The organism is Streptomyces sp. NPDC001904, assembly GCF_040297005.1.
Classification (GTDB): Bacteria; Actinomycetota; Actinomycetes; order Streptomycetales; family Streptomycetaceae; genus Streptomyces.
In genome coordinates this window covers 1-16,767 of sequence record NZ_JBEOYI010000028.1, presented here as the reverse complement: position 1 = coordinate 16,767, position 16,767 = coordinate 1, and the positions used below count along the sequence as shown (strand labels likewise).

General features: G+C 74.7%; 17 protein-coding genes. 7 read left to right on the top strand and 10 right to left on the bottom strand.

The window, feature by feature from the left end; translation table 11 throughout:
- A partial coding sequence (locus tag ABT127_RS32475; RefSeq protein WP_502971817.1) for a nuclear transport factor 2 family protein occupies positions 1-474 on the top strand: 474 nt, incomplete at its 5' end.
- A 6-nt stretch (positions 475-480) separates the two neighbouring features.
- Here the strand turns inward: ABT127_RS32475 and ABT127_RS32470 are convergent.
- Entirely contained in the window at positions 481-1,440 is a 960-nt protein-coding gene (locus ABT127_RS32470; protein ID WP_351457934.1) for an MBL fold metallo-hydrolase, read from the bottom strand.
- Between the two features lie 112 nt (positions 1,441-1,552).
- Between ABT127_RS32470 and ABT127_RS32465 the strand changes: the two genes are divergently transcribed.
- Positions 1,553-1,789: a DUF6059 family protein gene (locus tag ABT127_RS32465; RefSeq protein WP_351457931.1), complete on the top strand. Its 237-nt coding sequence runs from the start codon at positions 1,553-1,555 to the stop codon at positions 1,787-1,789.
- A 64-nt stretch (positions 1,790-1,853) separates the two neighbouring features.
- On the opposite strand, the gene ABT127_RS32460 is transcribed toward ABT127_RS32465, so the two are convergent.
- From ABT127_RS32460 to ABT127_RS32450, 3 genes are all read right to left on the bottom strand, one after another.
- Positions 1,854-2,120, bottom strand: coding sequence for an acyl carrier protein (locus ABT127_RS32460; RefSeq protein WP_351457928.1), 267 nt, complete (start codon positions 2,118-2,120; stop codon positions 1,854-1,856).
- Positions 2,108-3,013 (bottom strand): thioesterase II family protein, encoded by a 906-nt coding sequence (locus ABT127_RS32455; protein ID WP_351457925.1) that lies wholly within the window; start codon positions 3,011-3,013, stop codon positions 2,108-2,110. The genes ABT127_RS32460 and ABT127_RS32455 overlap by 13 nt, the downstream gene beginning before the upstream one ends.
- Positions 3,014-3,086: 73 nt before the next feature.
- Entirely contained in the window at positions 3,087-3,908 is an 822-nt protein-coding gene (locus ABT127_RS32450; protein WP_351457922.1) for an AfsR/SARP family transcriptional regulator, read from the bottom strand.
- 386 nt (positions 3,909-4,294) lie between these two features.
- Between ABT127_RS32450 and ABT127_RS32445 the strand changes: the two genes are divergently transcribed.
- Both ABT127_RS32445 and ABT127_RS32440 read left to right on the top strand, forming a co-directional pair.
- Positions 4,295-5,302, top strand: a complete 1,008-nt coding sequence (locus tag ABT127_RS32445; protein ID WP_351457919.1) for an LLM class flavin-dependent oxidoreductase — start codon at positions 4,295-4,297, stop codon at positions 5,300-5,302.
- 138 nt (positions 5,303-5,440) lie between these two features.
- Entirely contained in the window at positions 5,441-6,364 is a 924-nt protein-coding gene (locus ABT127_RS32440) for an AfsR/SARP family transcriptional regulator (RefSeq protein WP_351457916.1), read from the top strand.
- 107 nt (positions 6,365-6,471) lie between these two features.
- Here the strand turns inward: ABT127_RS32440 and ABT127_RS32435 are convergent, their stop codons facing one another.
- From ABT127_RS32435 to ABT127_RS32420, 4 genes are all read right to left on the bottom strand, one after another.
- Entirely contained in the window at positions 6,472-7,302 is an 831-nt protein-coding gene (locus ABT127_RS32435) for an AfsR/SARP family transcriptional regulator (RefSeq protein WP_351457913.1), read from the bottom strand.
- A gap of 626 nt (positions 7,303-7,928) precedes the next feature.
- Complete coding sequence (locus ABT127_RS32430) at positions 7,929-8,657, bottom strand: TetR family transcriptional regulator (RefSeq protein ID WP_351457911.1); 729 nt, start codon at positions 8,655-8,657, stop codon at positions 7,929-7,931.
- Between the two features lie 35 nt (positions 8,658-8,692).
- Positions 8,693-10,279, bottom strand: a complete 1,587-nt coding sequence (locus ABT127_RS32425) for an acyl-CoA carboxylase subunit beta (RefSeq protein ID WP_351457908.1) — start codon at positions 10,277-10,279, stop codon at positions 8,693-8,695.
- Between the two features lie 84 nt (positions 10,280-10,363).
- Positions 10,364-10,603 carry an acyl-CoA carboxylase subunit epsilon gene (locus ABT127_RS32420; RefSeq protein WP_351457905.1) on the bottom strand — a complete coding sequence of 80 codons (240 nt, stop codon included), beginning with the start codon at positions 10,601-10,603 and terminating at the stop codon, positions 10,364-10,366.
- Positions 10,604-10,919: 316 nt separating this feature from the next.
- On the opposite strand from ABT127_RS32420, the gene ABT127_RS32415 reads away from it, so the two are divergent.
- Positions 10,920-11,900 carry a ScbA/BarX family gamma-butyrolactone biosynthesis protein gene (locus ABT127_RS32415; protein WP_351457902.1) on the top strand — a complete coding sequence of 327 codons (981 nt, stop codon included), beginning with the start codon at positions 10,920-10,922 and terminating at the stop codon, positions 11,898-11,900.
- Between the two features lie 403 nt (positions 11,901-12,303).
- On the top strand, positions 12,304-12,492 hold the full coding sequence (locus tag ABT127_RS32410) for a hypothetical protein (protein ID WP_351457899.1): 189 nt from the start codon (positions 12,304-12,306) through the stop codon (positions 12,490-12,492).
- A 305-nt stretch (positions 12,493-12,797) separates the two neighbouring features.
- On the opposite strand, the gene ABT127_RS32405 is transcribed toward ABT127_RS32410, so the two are convergent.
- A complete protein-coding gene (locus ABT127_RS32405) occupies positions 12,798-13,643 on the bottom strand; it encodes an NAD(P)H-binding protein (protein ID WP_351457897.1) in 846 nt (281 codons plus the stop codon).
- A gap of 149 nt (positions 13,644-13,792) precedes the next feature.
- Between ABT127_RS32405 and ABT127_RS32400 the strand changes: the two genes are divergently transcribed.
- The gene (locus ABT127_RS32400; RefSeq protein ID WP_351457895.1) at positions 13,793-14,458 is read left to right on the top strand and encodes a ScbR family autoregulator-binding transcription factor; all 666 of its coding nucleotides are present in this window, start codon (positions 13,793-13,795) and stop codon (positions 14,456-14,458) included.
- On the opposite strand, the gene ABT127_RS32395 is transcribed toward ABT127_RS32400, so the two are convergent.
- Positions 14,406-16,601, bottom strand: coding sequence for an FAD-dependent monooxygenase (locus tag ABT127_RS32395; protein ID WP_351458102.1), 2,196 nt, complete (start codon positions 16,599-16,601; stop codon positions 14,406-14,408). The two genes, ABT127_RS32400 and ABT127_RS32395, sit on opposite strands and share 53 nt — an antisense overlap.
- Between the last annotated feature and the right edge of the window lie 166 nt (positions 16,602-16,767).

Here is a 16,767-nt window from a genome sequence, read left to right as displayed (position 1 = left end):
GCCGAAGCCACCGAAGCCACCGAAGCCACCGAAGCCACCGTGGACGCGGCCGCGTTCGCCGTGCTGTATGCGCAGGTCCAGCAGTTCTATGCGCGGCAGATGCAGCTCTTCGACGCGGGGGACGCGCCGCGGTGGGCGCAGACGTTCACCGCGGACGCGGTCTTCGACGTGCCGACGCTGCCGGCGCCGGTCACCGGGCGGGCCGGGCTGGCCGCCTCGCTGACGGCGGCCGCCGGCGCCGCGTCCCGCTGCGGGGTGCGACTGCGGCATGTGGTGTCGATGCTCGACGTGGCCGCGCGCGGCGACGGGCTGGTGGACGTGCGCTGCTATGCGCTCGTGTATGCGACGCGGGTGGGCGGGGCGCCGCGGGTGCACCGGGTGTGCGTGTGCGAGGACGTGCTGGTGGCCGCGCCGGGCGGCGGGCTGCTGGTGGTGCGGCGGCGGGTGCGCCGGGACGATCTGGCGGCGGGCTGAGAAAGGTCAGGCCCGGCAGCACAGGCTTCCGCCGTTGAAGGCGACCATCTCCTCCAGGGCGGTGTGCTTGTCCGGATCGGGCAGCGGGGTGTGGGGGTCGAGGCCCTGGAGTTCGGCGTAGGCGCGGCGCAGGTTGGCGCTCAGCCGTTCGGGGTCGGTGAGGCGGGCGTAGGGGCCGAGGTCCGCGCGGCGGGCGGCGGCGAGGGGGGTGAGGCCGGCGCGCAGGCCTTCCTGGGCGAGGCGGTGCACCAGGCGCAGGTAGCCCTCCGTCTGGTCGAACACCTCGGTGCCGCCCACCGGTCCGTGGCCGGGGACGACGGTGGCCGCGCCGTAGCCGCGCAGCCGGTCGAGGGCGGCCAGGGAGCCGGCCAGGGAGCCCATGAGGAAGAAGGGGGTGACGCCGTTCATGGTGAGGTCGCCGGTGAACAGCACGCGGCGCTCGGGCAGCCACAGGACGGTGTCGTTGGAGGTGTGGGCGGGGCCGATGTGTGCGAGTTCGGCGCGCAGGTCGCCGATGTGGCAGGTGAGCCGGTCGCGGAAGGTGACCGTGGGCGGGGCGAGGGTGACGGCGCCCCAGTCGACGTCCGGCCACATGCCGGTCAGGTGCAGGCCGGCCGCGGTCATCTCGGTGCGGGTGCGTTCGTGGCCGATGATGCAGGCCTCGGGGAACAGGGCGTTGCCGAAGGCGTGGTCGCCGTGGAAGTGCGAGGTGATGACGGTGCGCGGCGGTGCCGGGGCGAGGCGGAGTGCGGTGGAGCGCAGGTGGCGGGCGCGGCGTTCGGTGGCGGCGGTGTCGAACAGGGCGGTGTGTCCGCGCGAGACGATGATGCCGGCGTTGTTGAGGCACCATCCTCCGGGGCTCTGGAGGTAGGCGTGCACGCCGTCGGCGATCTCGACGGCCCGGCCGGGCGGGGCGGGGGCCGGACGGGCGGCGGCAGGGGCGGGGGTGGTGCGGGTGGGCGGCACGGCTGTCTCCTCGAGCGGGGTGGCTGGCGGGGGTGCGAGTGGGGCTCGAGCGGTGCCCCAGCGCCGGGTTGCAGCTTCGCTGTGACATCCGTCGTGGAACGTGGGAGGCAGCATGGCGCACCGTCGATGGCCGGCACGGCTGCTGGGGCAGGCCGCATCGGCGCTGGTCGCCCTGGGCGGGCAGTACGTGCTGGGCGAGATGCGGCGTGCGGGCGCGGGGCGCACCGTGCTCGCGCGGCCGCCGGCGGGGCATCCGGAGCGGCTGTGCGCCGATGTCCCGCTGACGTCGCTGGAGTTGGCGCTGGAGCGGCAGGTGGACGTGCACTGGCGCCGGCGGTGCGAGGGCTGAAGAGGGGCGGTGCGGCCGGGGCGCGCCGGGAGGATGAAAAAAAGGGGCGCGCCGCGGCCGGGTCTCACCGGGCGGCCGGGGTCCGGGTCAGCGCCTCGTTGATCAGGGCGAGGAGGGCGCGCGGGGTCTCGGCCTCCTCCACGGCGTCCTCGTCGAGGGTGCAGCCGTAGTCGCTCTCGATCACGCCGGTGGTCTGCAGCAGGGCGAGCGAGTCGTAGCCGAGCACGCCGAAGGGGACGTCGAGGACGTCGCCGTCGAGGTCGACGCCCTCCTCCACGCCGGCACACTCGCGCAGCAGGTTCTTCAGGTCGGCCAGGGTCACGCGGTCCATGGTCTCTCCGTTCGGGTCGGGAAAAAGGTCGCGGAAGAAGTCGCGGAAGAAGTCGGGGAAGAGGTCGGGAAAGGGGTGGGGGAAGGGCCGGGGAGGGGGGTGCCGGCGGGGGCGGGGGACGCGGCGGGCACCGGCCGGGCGGGCCGGGGGGCCGGTGCCGGGGTGCGGGCGTGCAGTCTCTCGGCGACCCGGCAGGCCCGCCCGATCAGCCTTGGGGCCGCGGGGGTGCGCTGGAAGAAGTGGTCGCCGGGCAGGGTGCGGCGGGCCGGCGGGTGGCGGGTCCAGGCGCGCCAGCCGTCCAGGGCGGCGGCGTCGACCAGCGGGTCGTGGGCGCCGCCGACGGCGAGCAGCAAGACGGGCAGGGCCCGGGGCCGGTCGGCGGCCGCGGCGGTGCGCAGCGCGCGGGCCAGGGCGAGGTCGTCCCTGAGCACGGGCAGCACGGTGCGGTGCCACAGTCCGGTGGGGGCGGCCAGGACGCCCCGGGGTGCGGCGCCGGCGGCGGCCGCGAACTCCAGCACGCCGGCGTCGCCGGCCTGGGCGCGCGGGACGGCGGGCGCCGTGGTGTGCGGGGCGTGGCAGGCGCCGACGGCGAGCAGCTTCGGGGCGGGCAGGCCCGCCTCGAGCAGAGCCCGGGTCAGGGCGTGGGCGACCAGGGCGCCCAGGCTGTGGCCGTACAGGGCGTAGGGGCCGCGGGCGGCGGCGGCCGCGAGGGGGGCGAACAGGTCCTCGAGCAGGGCGTCGCGGCTGGTGGCGCGCGGCTCGCGGCGGCGGCCGGCGCGCCCGGGCAGCGTCATGGGCACGACGTCGACACCGGGGCCGCAGTGGTGCTGCCAGCGGCCGAAGCCCGATGCCCCGGCGCCGGCGTGCCCGAAGCAGAACAGCCTCATGTCCATGTCCAGAGCCTGTCCGACGTTTCTGGAGTACGGCTCGAACCGGGGGCGCACGGCGCAGGAGGGGCGGGGGTGTTCAGGCGGCGTACAGGTCGAACGTGGAGGAGCGGCGCGGGGCGCGCCAGATGTCGAGTTTGGGGTCGACGGTGAGGATGGCGTGGTGCAGGCGCTGGAGCTGGGGGGCGGGTTCGACGCCCAGTTCCTCGATGAGGCGGGCGCGCAGGCGCTGGTAGACGCCGAGGGCGGCGGCCTGCCGGCCGGAGCGGTAGAGGGCCACCATGGCCTGGGAGTGCAGTCCCTCGTGCTGGGGGTGGCGGGCGATCAGGTCGGTGAGTTCGGCGATGACCTCGACGTGCCGGCCCAGGCGCAGGTCGGCGTCGATGCGGCGTTCGCGGGTGACCAGTCGGCTCTCCTCCAGCCGGAGCACCTCGATCTCCAGGATGGGGCCGGTGCGCACGTCGACCAGGGCGGCTCCCTGCCACAGTTCCAGCGCGGCGCGGTAACAGGCGGCGGCCCGCTCGTCCTCGTCCTCGTCGGCGGCCTGCTGGCCCTTGGTGATCAGGTGTTCGTAGGCGCGGACGTCGACGGCGTCGGAGGGTATCTGCAGCAGGTAGCCGCCGTGCCGGGTGGCCAGGACGTCCTTGGCGGCGGACGGCACGCCGGGGCCCATGGCGGTGCCCAGTCTGCGGCGCAGCTGGAGGATGTAGGTCTGCAGGGTGGTCAGGGCGCTCTGGGGCAGTTCGGTGCCCCAGATCTCCTCCATGAGGGTGGGCACGGGGACGACCCGTCCCGGGTAGAGCGCGAGCAGGGCGAGGATCTGCCGGGGTTTTCCGGCCGTCGGAACGATCGACATGCCGTTGACGGCGGCGCTCAGCGGGCCCAGAACCTGAATCTTCATGGCTGTCCTCTGTCCTCCGTGCCGGTGTCCAATGGGGCTCGATTTTGCGCGTGCGGCGAATTTCTGTCTGTACCGCGCAAGCTGAGAGCGAGGGATTCCGTACCGGTTCTCGACGGATCCGGGCGGGCTTCTCCAGGGCGCTGCGAGCGGTGCTGTGCACCGGGTGCCGCTGACCCGCTGCGGTGCGGGCCCGGGGGTGTGCCGGCTCTTTCCCGTAGGCCGGTGGGGGCCGGGGCGGGGGCGGCTCGAGGGGGCGCCCATGCCGCCTCGAGCGGGCCTCGCGCGGCGCCCGCCGGGGGCCGCGTCTCGTCTATCGTCCTGGGGATTCGAGGCCTTTCACGGTTTTGGGGCCGGCCGGAAAAAAGGGGATCACGAGGGGCGGCGTCATGGAATTCGGTGTGGACTTTTTCCCGACCGCGGATCCGGTGCGGAAAAGCGCGGCCACCTACTACGACGAATGCCTTCAGCTGGTGGAGCTGGCCGAGGCGTCGGGGTTCGCGCACGTGCGCTGCGGCGCGCCGCGCACGTCCCCCTACGGTGCACTGAGCCCGGATCCGGTGGTGCTGCTGACGGCGGCCGCGCAGCGCACCGGACGGATCCGGCTGGTGGCCGACCTGCTGCTGTCCGCGGCGGCTTTCGCGCCCGGGGAGACGGCGGCGCGGCTCGCGGTCCTGGACCACCTCAGCCAGGGCCGCCTGGACGTCGCCCTGGGCTGGCAGCCCGACCACGACGGCGACGACGGCGGGGGCGGGGCGTTGTTCGCCGCCGTCGAGGCGTGCACCGGGCTGTGGGCGCACTCCCCCGCCCCCGGTGCGGCGCCGGGGTCCGGTGCGGGCGGCGGTCTGCCGCTGCCCGAGCAGCGGCCGCATCCGCCGGTGTTCGTCACCACCGCCGCCAGCGTGCAGGCGTGTGCGCGGGCGGGCGCGGACGGGCATCATCTGCAGCTGGCCCCGGCGGCGTGGTCGCGCGAGGAGCTGTCCGCGCTGATCGCCGCGTACCGGGCGGGCGGCCGGCGCGCGCAGCGGGCCCCGGGCCGTGTGCACCTGACCTACACCTGTTACGTGGGGCGCAGCCGGGAGGTGGTGCTGGCGGGCGCCCGCCACTGCGAGCAGCGCGAGGCCGCGCGCACGGCCGGACGGCGGCCGGCGGCCGGGGTGCGTGATGTGGGCGCGGCGCTCGCCGAGCACACCGTGCTGGCCGGCACCCCCGGTGAGGTGCGGGCGCAGATCGAGACCATCGGGTCCTGGTACGGATCCGATGTGTGTCTGAGCCTGCGCTTCAATCCCGGGCACCTGCCCTACGGGCGGGCCGTGCGCGCCATGGAGCTGTTCGCCGCGCAGGTCGCGCCCCGCCTGGCCGGCGGCGTGCCGTCCGGCCGCGCGGTGGCCGCCTGAGCCGGGGACGAACAGGGCCGGGAAAAGGGCCGGGAAGACGGCCGGGCGCAGGAGCAGGAAGCGGGAAGCGGGAAGAGCGAGAGGGATGAGGGAGAGGGGGCGGGGGGTGTGGGGGTGGAGGTGTGCATTCTCGGTCCGGTGCAGATCCGGGACGCGGACACAGGCATCGTCCTCGGGCCGGCGGGGGCCAGGGGGCGCATCCTGCTGGGGGCGCTGGCGGCGCGGGCCGGGCAGGCCGTGCCCGTGCGGCAGCTGATCGAGGAGGTGTGGGCCGGTGCGCCGCCCGCGGGTGCGCCGAACGCGCTGCAGGCGCACGTGACGCGGCTGCGCAGGCTGCTGACGGTGCGGCAGGACGCTGCCGGCCCGGGCCGCAGCACCGTCGTGGCGGGCGCCCTGGGCTATGCGCTGCGGCCGGGGGCGGGTCGGCTGGATGCCGAGCGGTTCGGGCAGCTGGTGGCCCAGGGCCGTGCGCGCGCCGCGGCCGACCCGGACGGTGCGGGTGAACTGCTGCGCGCGGCACTGTCGTTGTGGCGGGGTCCGGCGCTGGAGGGCAGCCGCGGCGGCGCGGTGTGCGACGCGGCCGCGGCGCGGCTGGAGGAACTGCGGCTGGTGGCCGCGGAGGCCCTGTACGACCTGTGTCTGCACGGTGGCCGGCATGCGCAGATCGTGGCCGAGCTGGAGGAGCTGACGGCGGCTCACCCGCTGCGGGAGAGGCTGAACGAGCAGCTGATGGTGGCGTTGTGCCGCCTCGGCCGGCCGGCCGAGGCGCTGGGTGTGTACGAGCGGACGCGGCGGTGCTGGCTGCGGGAGCTGGGGGTGGAGCCGGGGCCGGCGCTGGCCCGGCGGGCCCGGGCGATCGCCGGGCACGCGGTCCCCGACACGGCCGCGCACGCGGCCGGCTTGCAGGGCGCGGCACCGGACGGCGGCGGGCCGCTGTCCGCGCGGGGCCTGCGCCAGGAGATCGCCCGCCTGGAGCGGGGCATCGAGCGTCTCTCGGCGCGGCGCGGGGAACTGGTGGGGCGCCTGGAGGCGTTGGGCGCCGACGGCACCGTCCGGGCCTGAACGGGCGGGCGGCGTGGTCCGTCCGTGCGTGAAGCCCCCTGCCTCGCGTGGAGGAGGGGGCGCGCGCCGGGGACGGGGGCTCGCCCGGTGGGCGGGCGGCGGTGCGGTCAGCCGGTGCGTACGGGCAGGCGGCCGGAGCCGTTGTCGGGCGCGGGCAGCGCGCCGGCGTCGGGGTGTGCCATGAGGATGCTGCGCTGGAGCTTGCCGAGGGCGGCGGAGGGTTCCAGGCCCAGTTCGCGCACCAGGGTGGCGCGCAGGCGCTGGTAGACGTTGAGGGCCTCGCCCCGGCGGCCCGAGCGGTGCAGCGCGAGCATGAACTGTCCGTGCAGGGACTCGTGCATGGGGAACTGCTTGACCAGCACGGTCAGTTCGGAGAGCAGCCCGCGGTGGTGGCCCAGGCGCAGGTCGGCCTCGATGCGCTGGTCCAGGGCGCACAGGCGGGTCTCCTCCAGGCGGCTGACCTCCAGGGTGATCTGGCTGCCGGCCTGGACGTCGGCGAGTGCGGCGCCGGTCCACAGGCTCAGCGCGTCGCGGAGTTTGCGGGCCGCGGCCGGGTAGTCCTCGGCGTCCATGGCGCGGTAGCCCGCGCCGGCCCGGCGTTCGAGTTCCTGGTAGTCGACGGTGCCGCCCCGGGTCTGCAGGCGGTAGCCGCCGGGCAGGGTGAGCAGGATGTCCTTGGCGCTGGTGTGCGCGTCCCCGCCGCGCACCAGCGCCGCGGCGATGAGCTCGCGCAGCTGCAGGATGTAGGTCTGCAGGGTGGTGCGGGCGCTGCGCGGGGGGTTTTCGTCCCACAGCTCCTCGATCAGCGTCGCGACGGGGACGATGTGGTCCGCGTTGAGCGCGAGCAGGGCCAGCACCTGACGGGGTTTGGGCGCGGTCGGCGCGATCGGGATGCCGTGCTCGCGCACCGACAGCGATCCCAGCACTTCAATGTCCATCGTGTCTCCCCGGGTGAATGCAGGCAGGGTCAGCGCGTGCAGGCGAGCGGTGGGACAGCACCGCGGGGTGTGTGCGGTGTCCGAATCCCGACACGATAAAAAAACAGCACGGACGGTTTGTCAATCCGGGACGGCCCCGCTCCCCCGCCCGGACCGCGGGCCGCGGGCCGTGCGCCGGGGCGCCCGGGAGGGTGCCGGCCGCCCGGGGCGGGCGGCCGGCAGAGCAGCCCCGCGGCTTCGGTCCGCCGCCCCGGGGCAGGCGCATTCGCGCAGTTCAGCGAGGTGGTGAGGGCGGGCGGGGCGGTCCCGGGACACCGCGGGGGCGGCGGCCGGCCGGGGCGGCGGCGCGGTGTGCGGGCCCGCGGTCCGGGGGTGCGGAGCGGGCCCCGCGGGGGCGGCGGCCGGCCGGATTTTGTTACAGGACGACCCCATTCCGGATCCGTTTCCGCCCGCCGCCGCTCCCCCGCACCGCACGCACCGCACCCCGAGAACAAACCTTGAGGTCTGTTCTCGGGGTGCGGTGTGGGGCGGGGGTGCGGTGCGGCCGTGCGGGGCGCGGCGCGCGCGGGCGGGGGCGGCCCGCGCCGGGGCCGTGCGGGGGCTGTGCGGGGGCGTGGTGGGGGCTGTCAGAGCCTGGCGTGGGTGCGGCGGGCCGTGGCGCCCGACAGGTGCCCGGCGACGCGGGGGGCGCCGCCCTCGGCCCGTACCCGCTGCGCGGTGCCGGTGCGGGCCAGCCGCGGCAGCACCAGCCGCCAGAACCGGGTCACGCTCTGGCGGGAGAGCCAGTCGGGGTGCTGCACGCCGAGCACCACGGTGCCGATGGTGGCGGCGATGACGGTGGCGCCGGCGTCCTGGGGGGTGACCGTGTCGGCCAGTTCGCCGGCCCGCCGGGCCCGTTCCAGGGCGTCCTGGACCCAGGCTCCCCACTGTGCGTGCAGGTCCCGGCTGCTGGGGTAGGCGGGTTCCAGGGTGAGGCAGAACCCGCCCCGCAGCACCCCGTCGCCGCGCAGGGCGCGGGCCAGGGCATGGGTGGAGTCCACCAGGTGCTGCAGGACCGGGCCGTCCGCGTCCGGGCCGCCGCCGCCTGCGTCGTCGCGGCTGCCACTGTCCTCGTCGCCGCGGTCTGCGTCGTCGCGGCTGTCGCTGCCGTGGTGGCCGCGGGTCAGGAGCGTCAGCCGCAGGGAGGCCTCTTCCTCGACGGCGGCGGCGAGGGCGGCCTTGTTGGCGAAGTGGAAGTGCAGGGCTCCGTTGCTCACCCCGGCCCGGCGGCTGATGTCGGTCAGCGACGCGACGTGGAAGCCCTCGCGGGCGAATCCTTCGGCGGCGGACGTGAGCAGTGCGGTCCGGGTCCGCATTGCGCGCTCCTGTGTGGCCATGTGGGTCGACTCCGTTAGTGCGGCGGGTTGCCGTGCTTGCGCGACGGCAGGTCGGCGTGCTTGGTGCGCAGCACGGCCAGGGACTCGATGAGGACCTCGCGGGTCTCGGCGGGGTCGATGACGTCGTCGACCAGGCCGCGCTCGGCCGCGTAGTAGGGATGCATCAGCTCGGCCCGGTACTCCTTGATCATGCGGGTGCGCATGGCGTCGGGGTCCTCGGCGTCGGCGATCTGCCGGCGGAAGATCACGTCGGCGGCGCCCTCGGCGCCCATCACCGCGATCTCGTTGGTGGGCCAGGCGTAGGTGAGGTCGGCGCCGATGGACTGCGAGTCCATGACGATGTAGGCGCCGCCGTAGGCCTTGCGCAGGATCAGGGAGATCCGCGGGACGGTGGCGTTGCAGTACGCGTAGAGCAGCTTCGCGCCGTGGCGGATGATCCCGCCGTGCTCCTGGCCGACGCCGGGCAGGAACCCCGGCACGTCCAGCAGGGTCACGATCGGGATGCTGAAGGCGTCGCACCACTGCACGAACCGGGCCGCCTTCTGCGAGGCCTCGGTGTCCAGCACGCCGGCGAGGACCTTCGGCTGGCTGGCGACGATGCCCACGACCTGGCCGTCGAGGCGGGCCAGGGCGCAGATGATGTTGCGCGCCCAGCGCTCGTGGACCTCCAGGTAGTCGCCGTCGTCGACGAGTTCCGCGATGACCTCGGCCATGTCGTAGGGGCGGTTGCCGTCGGCCGGGACCAGGTCCAGCAGCCGGCCGGTGCGGCGGCGGGCGGGATCGCCGGTGGCCGCGCGCGGCGGTGCCTGGCGGTTGTTCTGCGGCAGCAGCGAGAGCAGGTAGCGGACCTCGGCGAGGCAGGTCTCCTCGTCGTCGTAGGCGAAGTGGCACACGCCGGAGGTCTCGGCGTGGACGTCGGCGCCGCCCAGCCCGTTCTGCGTGATCTCCTCGCCGGTGACCGCCCTGACCACGTCGGGGCCGGTGATGAACATCTGCGAGGTGTCGCGGACCATGAACACGAAGTCGCTCAGGGCCGGGCTGTAGGCGGCGCCGCCGGCGCACGGGCCGAGCATCACCGAGATCTGCGGGATGACGCCGGAGGCCTTGGTGTTGCGCTGGAAGATGCCGCCGTAGCCGGCGAGCGCGCTGACGCCCTCCTGGATGCGGGCGCCCGCGCCGTCGTTCAGCGACACCAGCGGCGCGCCGGCCGCGAGGGCCATGTCCATGATCTTGTGGATCTTCGCGGCGTGGGCCTCGCCCAGCGCGCCGCCGAAGATCCGGAAGTCGTGCGCGTAGACGAAGACGGGGCGGCCCTCGACGGTGCCCCAGCCGGTGACGACACCGTCGGTGTAGGGCTTCTTGGCCTCCAGGCCGAAGCCGGTGGCGCGGTGCCGGCGCAGCTGTCCGACCTCGTGGAACGAGTCCTCGTCCAGGAGCAGGCCGATGCGCTCGCGCGCGGTGAGCTTGCCCCGGGCGTGCTGGGCGCCGGTCGCCTTCTCGCCGGGGCCGGCCAGGGCCTGTGCGCGGATCGCGTGCAGCTCGGCCGTGCGCCCGCGGGCGCCGGCCCGCTCGGACTCGGATCGCGCACGCGTGGTCGTCATCGCCATGTCAGGTCCTCTCCCGGGACCGGGCCGCGGGTCCGGCCCCGGATACTCACCGGAACGTTAACAAACCGCTCACGCGGTTTAAAGGTGATCATCTTGAAGATCGCTTGAGACGCGCCGTCCGCGCCAGCTGCCGGGCGCGGCGAACCCGGCCTCCGGCACCCACCAGGGGGAACAGGAGTCCTCCTGCGCCCCGGGCGGCTCTTCTGCCTCCTGGCACCCGCGAACGGTCATCAGCAACACCGCGGTCAGCGCGGCGAGTTCGGCCGCATCCGCCCGGCCCCGCTCGACGCGCAGCAGCGCGGTACTCCCCTTGTCCACCGGCAGTCCTCCTGACCCCGTGACGGTGAGGTCACCGTCCGGCAGCGGACTCGAGAACCGCTCTCGCCCCGCTGGAGGACCTCTCGGCGCCCTCTCGAGGAACGCCCCACCCGGCCCGGACCTGCACAGCCGCGGCCACCTGGGACGACGGCGGCCGGGCGGCGCCGTCTCCGGCGGCGCGGCACGGAGGAGGGCGGTCCGTTTCCCGGCGGATGTTTTCGCCGCCGCCACTGGAAATAAAACCGGGTGGTCAGTATCTTCCTGTCATCGGCGAGCGCATCAGCCACCACCAGGCCCACGCTGTCCAGGGGGAAGCATGTCCGTGACCACGATCTGCACCGAGCCGTCCGTGACCGCCGCGCCGCAGGCGCCCCTGCCCGGGGCCGCCCGGGCGATGGACCTGCGCTTCCCGACCCTGACCACGACGGTCCCCAAGGAACTGGTGCACCGCGCGAGCGTCGCCGAGGTGCTGCTGACCGGCTGGAGCCGCACCGGCGACACCCGCTTCGCCGTGTCGGGCCAGTGGCCGCGCGGGCACAGCTTCTTCCACCCCGTGCAGGAGCGCCACGACCCCCTCATCGTCGCCGAGACCTTCCGCCAGGCGGCCATCCTGCTCGCGCACGCCGAGTTCGGCGTCGACCTCGACCAGCACTTTTTGATGTGGGACCTGCAGGTCGAGGTCGAGCCCGAGCAGCTCGCCGTCGGCTTCGCGCCGGCCTCGGTGGAACTCGACATCACCTGCCACGACGTCTCCTGGCGGCGCGGGGCACTGGCCGCGGTCCGCTACGAGGCCGCCGTCATGCGCGAGGGCCGCCGCGTCGCCACCGTCGGCGGCGCGTGCACCTGCACCTCCCCGGCCGTCTACCGCCGGCTGCGCGGCGCCCGCCTGGACCGGCCGGGCACACCGCCCGCCCTGAGCGCGCCGATGGCACCCCAGAACGTGGGCCGCACCTCCCCCATGGACGTCGTGCTGTCCCCCACCGGACACGACGCCCGCTGGCTGCTGCGCTGCGACACCCGCCACCCCGTCCTCTTCGACCACCAGGGCGACCACGTGCCCGGCATGGTCCTGCTCGAAGCCGCCCGCCAGGCCATGGTCGCCACCCTCGGCCAGGGCGCCTTCCCCCGCTTCGTGGCCAGCGAGTTCAAGCGCTACGTGGAACTGGACACCCCCTGCACCATCGAGGCCGCCCGCCTGCCCGACCACCCCGCAGGCCCCCGCGTCGCGGTCAGCGCCCACCAGAACGGCGAGAGCGTGTTCACCGCCACCGTGGGCGCCGACCTGCCCCGCACCTGACCCCCCACCGGCCCACCCGGCACCCGCCACCAGCCCGGCGGGTGCGCACCGGGCACGCACCACAGGCGGGACACACCCCGCACGCCGCCCCGCCAGGCCGCGGCGGGGCCGGACCCCCACCCCCGTCCGGCGCCGCACCAACCGCCCGGGCGGGGCGCGGCGGCCCTCCCCGGCCGCCCCCCCCTGCGGCCACGGCCCCCGCCGGACCGCGGCCGGACCGTGGCCCGGCTGCCCCGGTGACGGGCGCCGGGCCGGCCTCACGCACCCCGCAACCCGCCCTGCGGGGGCGTCCGCACACCGCCGGCCGTTCCCCGCCGGACCGCGGCCCGGCCTGCCGCCCCGCCCGGCGCGACGCACAATCCGCCGGGCTCGTAACCCGCCGGCCTGCTACGCATGGGTGTCCGTGGACCTGGTGCACCACTGGAGCGGCCGCCCGGCGGGGGAGAAACTCTTCGACAGCCTGGTCGCCTTCGAACACCGCCCCCAGCTGCCCGGCACACTCACCGCCGCCCTCGCCGCCCAGGACATCCACCTCGACACCCCCCCCACCTGGCTGCGGCGGCCGGTCCCCTCCGGCCACACCGGAGCGTGAACGCAGGCCCGCCACCCGCCGGGTGTGCACCCCGGCACGCAGCACAAGGCGGCCGCCCGCCGCAGACCGCCCCCGCCGGACCGCGGCCGGCCGTCAACCCCGGCCGCCCGCCACCCGCCGGATACGCACCCCGGCACACCGACAAAGGCGGCCGCAACCCGCCCGACGGGGTCGGCCGCCCACCGCAGGCGAGCCCCCGGGCCAAACCGGGGCGGGGCCGGTCCCCTACCCCCGCCCGGCGCGCACACCCCCGCCCGGCCGGGGGGGCGGCGGGGGCGGGGTCCGGTCGTCTGCGGCCGCCGCCGTCAGTCCGCGCGGAACGCCTCCAGATGGTCCGCGACCCAGGCACGGTAGCTGCGCGCCTCACGCCCCAGCAGCCGCGGCACAGTAGGCTCCACCACCGCCTTGGCCTGACGGCCCTGGCGCGCCGCACTGTGGAGCAACGCCTCGACCACCGGCCCGGGATGACGGCGCGCCAGCCACTCCCGGGCCGCGGCCGGCGCCAGCTCCTCCACCACCAGACGCCGCCCCAGCTGAGCGCCCAGCTCGGCGACCTGCTCGGCCGGCGTCAGCGGCTGCGGCCCGGTCAGCGTGTAGGCCCGGCCCTCGTGCCCCGGCCCGGTCAGGGCCAGCGCCGCGACCTCGGCGATGTCACGCGGATCCACACAGGCATTGCGGCCCGACGCCGCCAGCACCCGCACCGCCCGCCCGGCTTGCACCTGCGGCGCCCACGCCAGCGTGTTCGACATGAACGCACGCGGCCGCAACAGCGTCCACCCCAGCCCCGAACCGCACACCGCCTCCTCCGCCGCACGCTGCCACCGGGTGATCGCATCCACCGCCCCCGCATCCGTCACCGCGGCCGCCGACAGCTTCACCACCCGCCGCACCCCGGCCGCACGCGCCGCCGCCACAAACGCCCCGTCGTCGTCGTGCCCCAGACGGCTCGTCACCAAAAACGCACTGGTGACCCCCTCCAGCGCCGCCCCCAGCGAAACCGGGTCACCGTAATCACCGGCCACCACCACCGCCCGGCCCGCCAGCGACCCGGCCCGGGCCGGATCCCGCACCAGCGCCCGCACCGGCCACCCCGCCAGCGCCGCGACCACCTCCCGCCCCACCGTCCCGCCCGCACCCGTCACGAGAATCACCCCGACCCCCCTCCACCGGCGCACCCCTCTTCACGGGGCCGCCACATCCCGGCACTGCAGAACACCCCGCCCATGACGTACGCTCTAGCATACAAACTGGACGGTTTCTTTTAGTGGTGCCCGAGCCGGCACGCGCAAGGAGGACGAACATGGCGATGCAGGACCGCGCAATCCGCACCCGGCAGTCGATCCTCTCCGCGGCCGCCGTCGTCTTCGAGGAGCGCGGCTACCAGGCCGCCACCATCAGCGAGATCCTCACCGCGGCCGAAGTGACCAAGGGCGCCCTCTACTTCCACTTCCAGTCCAAGGAACACCTCGCCCAGGGCGTGCTGTCCGCCCAGGACGGCGACATGACCATCCCCCGCACCTGCAAGATCCAGCAACTGGTCGACATGGGCATGCTCCACGCCTACCGGCTGCAGACCGACCCCATCGTCCGGGCCGGCGTCCGCCTCTCCCTCGACCAGCAGGCCCTCGGACTGGACCGCAGCGGCGCCTTCGAACGCTGGGCCGCCTCCATCGAGCAGACCCTCGACGCCGCCTACACCCAGGGCGAACTCCTCCCCCACGTCCAGCCCCGCGAGACCGCCGACGTCATGGTCGGCTCCTTCGCCGGCGTCCAGGCCATGTCCCAGGCCCTGTGCAACTACCAGGACCTCCAGCACCGCATCTCCGTCATGCTCCGCCACCTGCTGCCCAGCATCGTCCTCTCCTCCGTCCTCGCCTCCGTCGACCTCGCCGACGGCCGCGGCGAGAAAGTCTTCACCGAACTGCAGGAACTCCACCACCAGCCCCAGCCGGCCACGACCGGCTGACCACCCCCACACCACCCGACACCACACCACCCGACACCACACCACCGCACGCCCCGCCACCCGACACGGCACCACCACCGGCCACGGCATCACCGGGCACCGCGCCACCGGACGCCCCATCACCGGACGCCGCACCACCTGACACGAGGCCACCAAAGACCGCACCGGCGGACGCCGCACTACCGGACACGGCACCACCGGAGACCGCGCCACTTGCCACGGCACCACCGGAAGCCGCACCACCTGACACGGCACCACCCGGCACGGCATCACCGGAGAGCGCACCGCCGGACGCCGCACTACCGGACACGGCGCCACCGGAGGCCACGCCGCCGGACACGGCGCTGCCGGAGGCCACACCACCCGGCACTGCACCACCGGAGACCGCATCACCGGAAGCCGGGCCACCCGCCACGGCACTGCCGGAGACCGCAGCGGCGGACGCCGCACCACCGGACACGGCACCGCCGGAGACCACGCCGCCGGACACGGCACTGCCGGGGACCGCATCACCCGCTACGGCGCCACCGGACACGGCGCCACCGCAAGCCGCGCCACCGCCGGGGACCGCATCACCGGACACGGCATCACCGGAAGCCGCGCGACCGGAGACCGCACCGCCGGAGACCGCACCGCCGAAGACCGCACCGCCGGGGACCGCGTCCCCGGACACGGCGTCACCGCAGACGGCCTCACCACCGGGCCCCACCAGACTCTCCAGCACCGCCTCAAGCGGCTCACCCCCGCCCGCCGCCCACGCCACATACCCGTCCGGCCGCAGCAGCAACGCCTCCCCCACACCCGCCACCCCCGGCACCAGCGCCTGCGCCCGCACCACCCGCACCGCCCCCGGCCAGCCGGCCGCCACCCGCGCCCACCCCTGCCCGCCCTCCCCCAGCACCAGCAGCACCAGCCGGCTCGACACCCGCAGCAGACCGATCACATCCGTCACCCCCTGCACCGTCCGCAACGCCACATTGGGAAAGAACCGCCCCTCCCACGCCGACGCAGCCGCCTGCGGCAACACCGTGTCCTGCGCACTGACCATCGCACCCAGCCCACCCTCGGTCTCCGCCATCAGCAGATTCCCGATCAACGTGCGCAACGGATCCAGCTCACTGCCCGGCCGCATCAACGCCAACTGCGCCCGCGTGTTGTCCACCACCCGCTCCGCCGCCGGCCGCCGCTCCCGGTCATACGAATCCAGCAACCCCTCATGCGCCCCCGCCCGCACCCTCAACACCAGCTTCCACGCCAGATTCACCGCATCCAGCAACCCCGTACTCAACCCCTGCCCCCCGATCGGAAAATGCACATGCGCCGCATCCCCCGCCAGAAAAATCCGCCCCACCCGATACGCCTGCGCCACCCGCGAAAAATCACTGAACCGACTCAACCACCCCACATCCGCCAACCGCACCTCCCGCCCCGCAATCCACGACACCTCCCGACACAACTCCTGCGCACTCACCCCCCGAAACCGATCCCCCACCGGCGCCCGACAGTTCAACGTCCGCAACTGCACAAACCCCTCCCCCACCGGCTTCACCACCAACCACCCACGCCGCGTGCGATGCCACCCCCCCGACAACGACCCCGCATCCACCAACCGCGCCCGCCCCATCATCGCCGACGCCGTCGCCGGATACGTCCGACTCCCAAACCCCCCCAACTCCCGCACCACACTCCGCGCCCCGTCCGCCCCCACCACATACAACGCCCGCCACGAAAAACGACCCCCCTCCCCCACCCCGAAAACCCGCACCCCATCATGCTCCTGCCGCACCCCCGTCACCCGAACCCCCCGCACCACCCGCGCACCCGCCCCCCGCGCCCGCTCCTCAAAATGCCGCTCCAACACCACCTGCTCCACCTTCAACACCGGCTCCGGCTCCCCCTCCGGCGCCGTAATCGCCAACCCCGGCAACCCCGCAAAATGAAACGCCGACGTCCGCACCCCCTCCAACGACACCAACCCACCCAAAAACCCCCGCCGCACCAAACACTGCACACACCGCGCATGCAACGTCGTCGCCTTCGGCCACAACGACACCTCCCCCCGCTCCTCCACCACCAACACCCGCACCCCCGCCCCCGCCAACTCAGCCGCCACACACAACCCCACCGGCCCACCCCCCACCACCACAACCTCCACATGCACACGACCCACCACACAACCCCCCGCCCACCAACGCCCGACAACCCCAACCACCCAGCAAAATAAACCGCCCCCAACACCCACCACAATCCACACACTCACCCCACCAACAAAAAACTGCACACGGCATACCCACCCCACCACCACAACG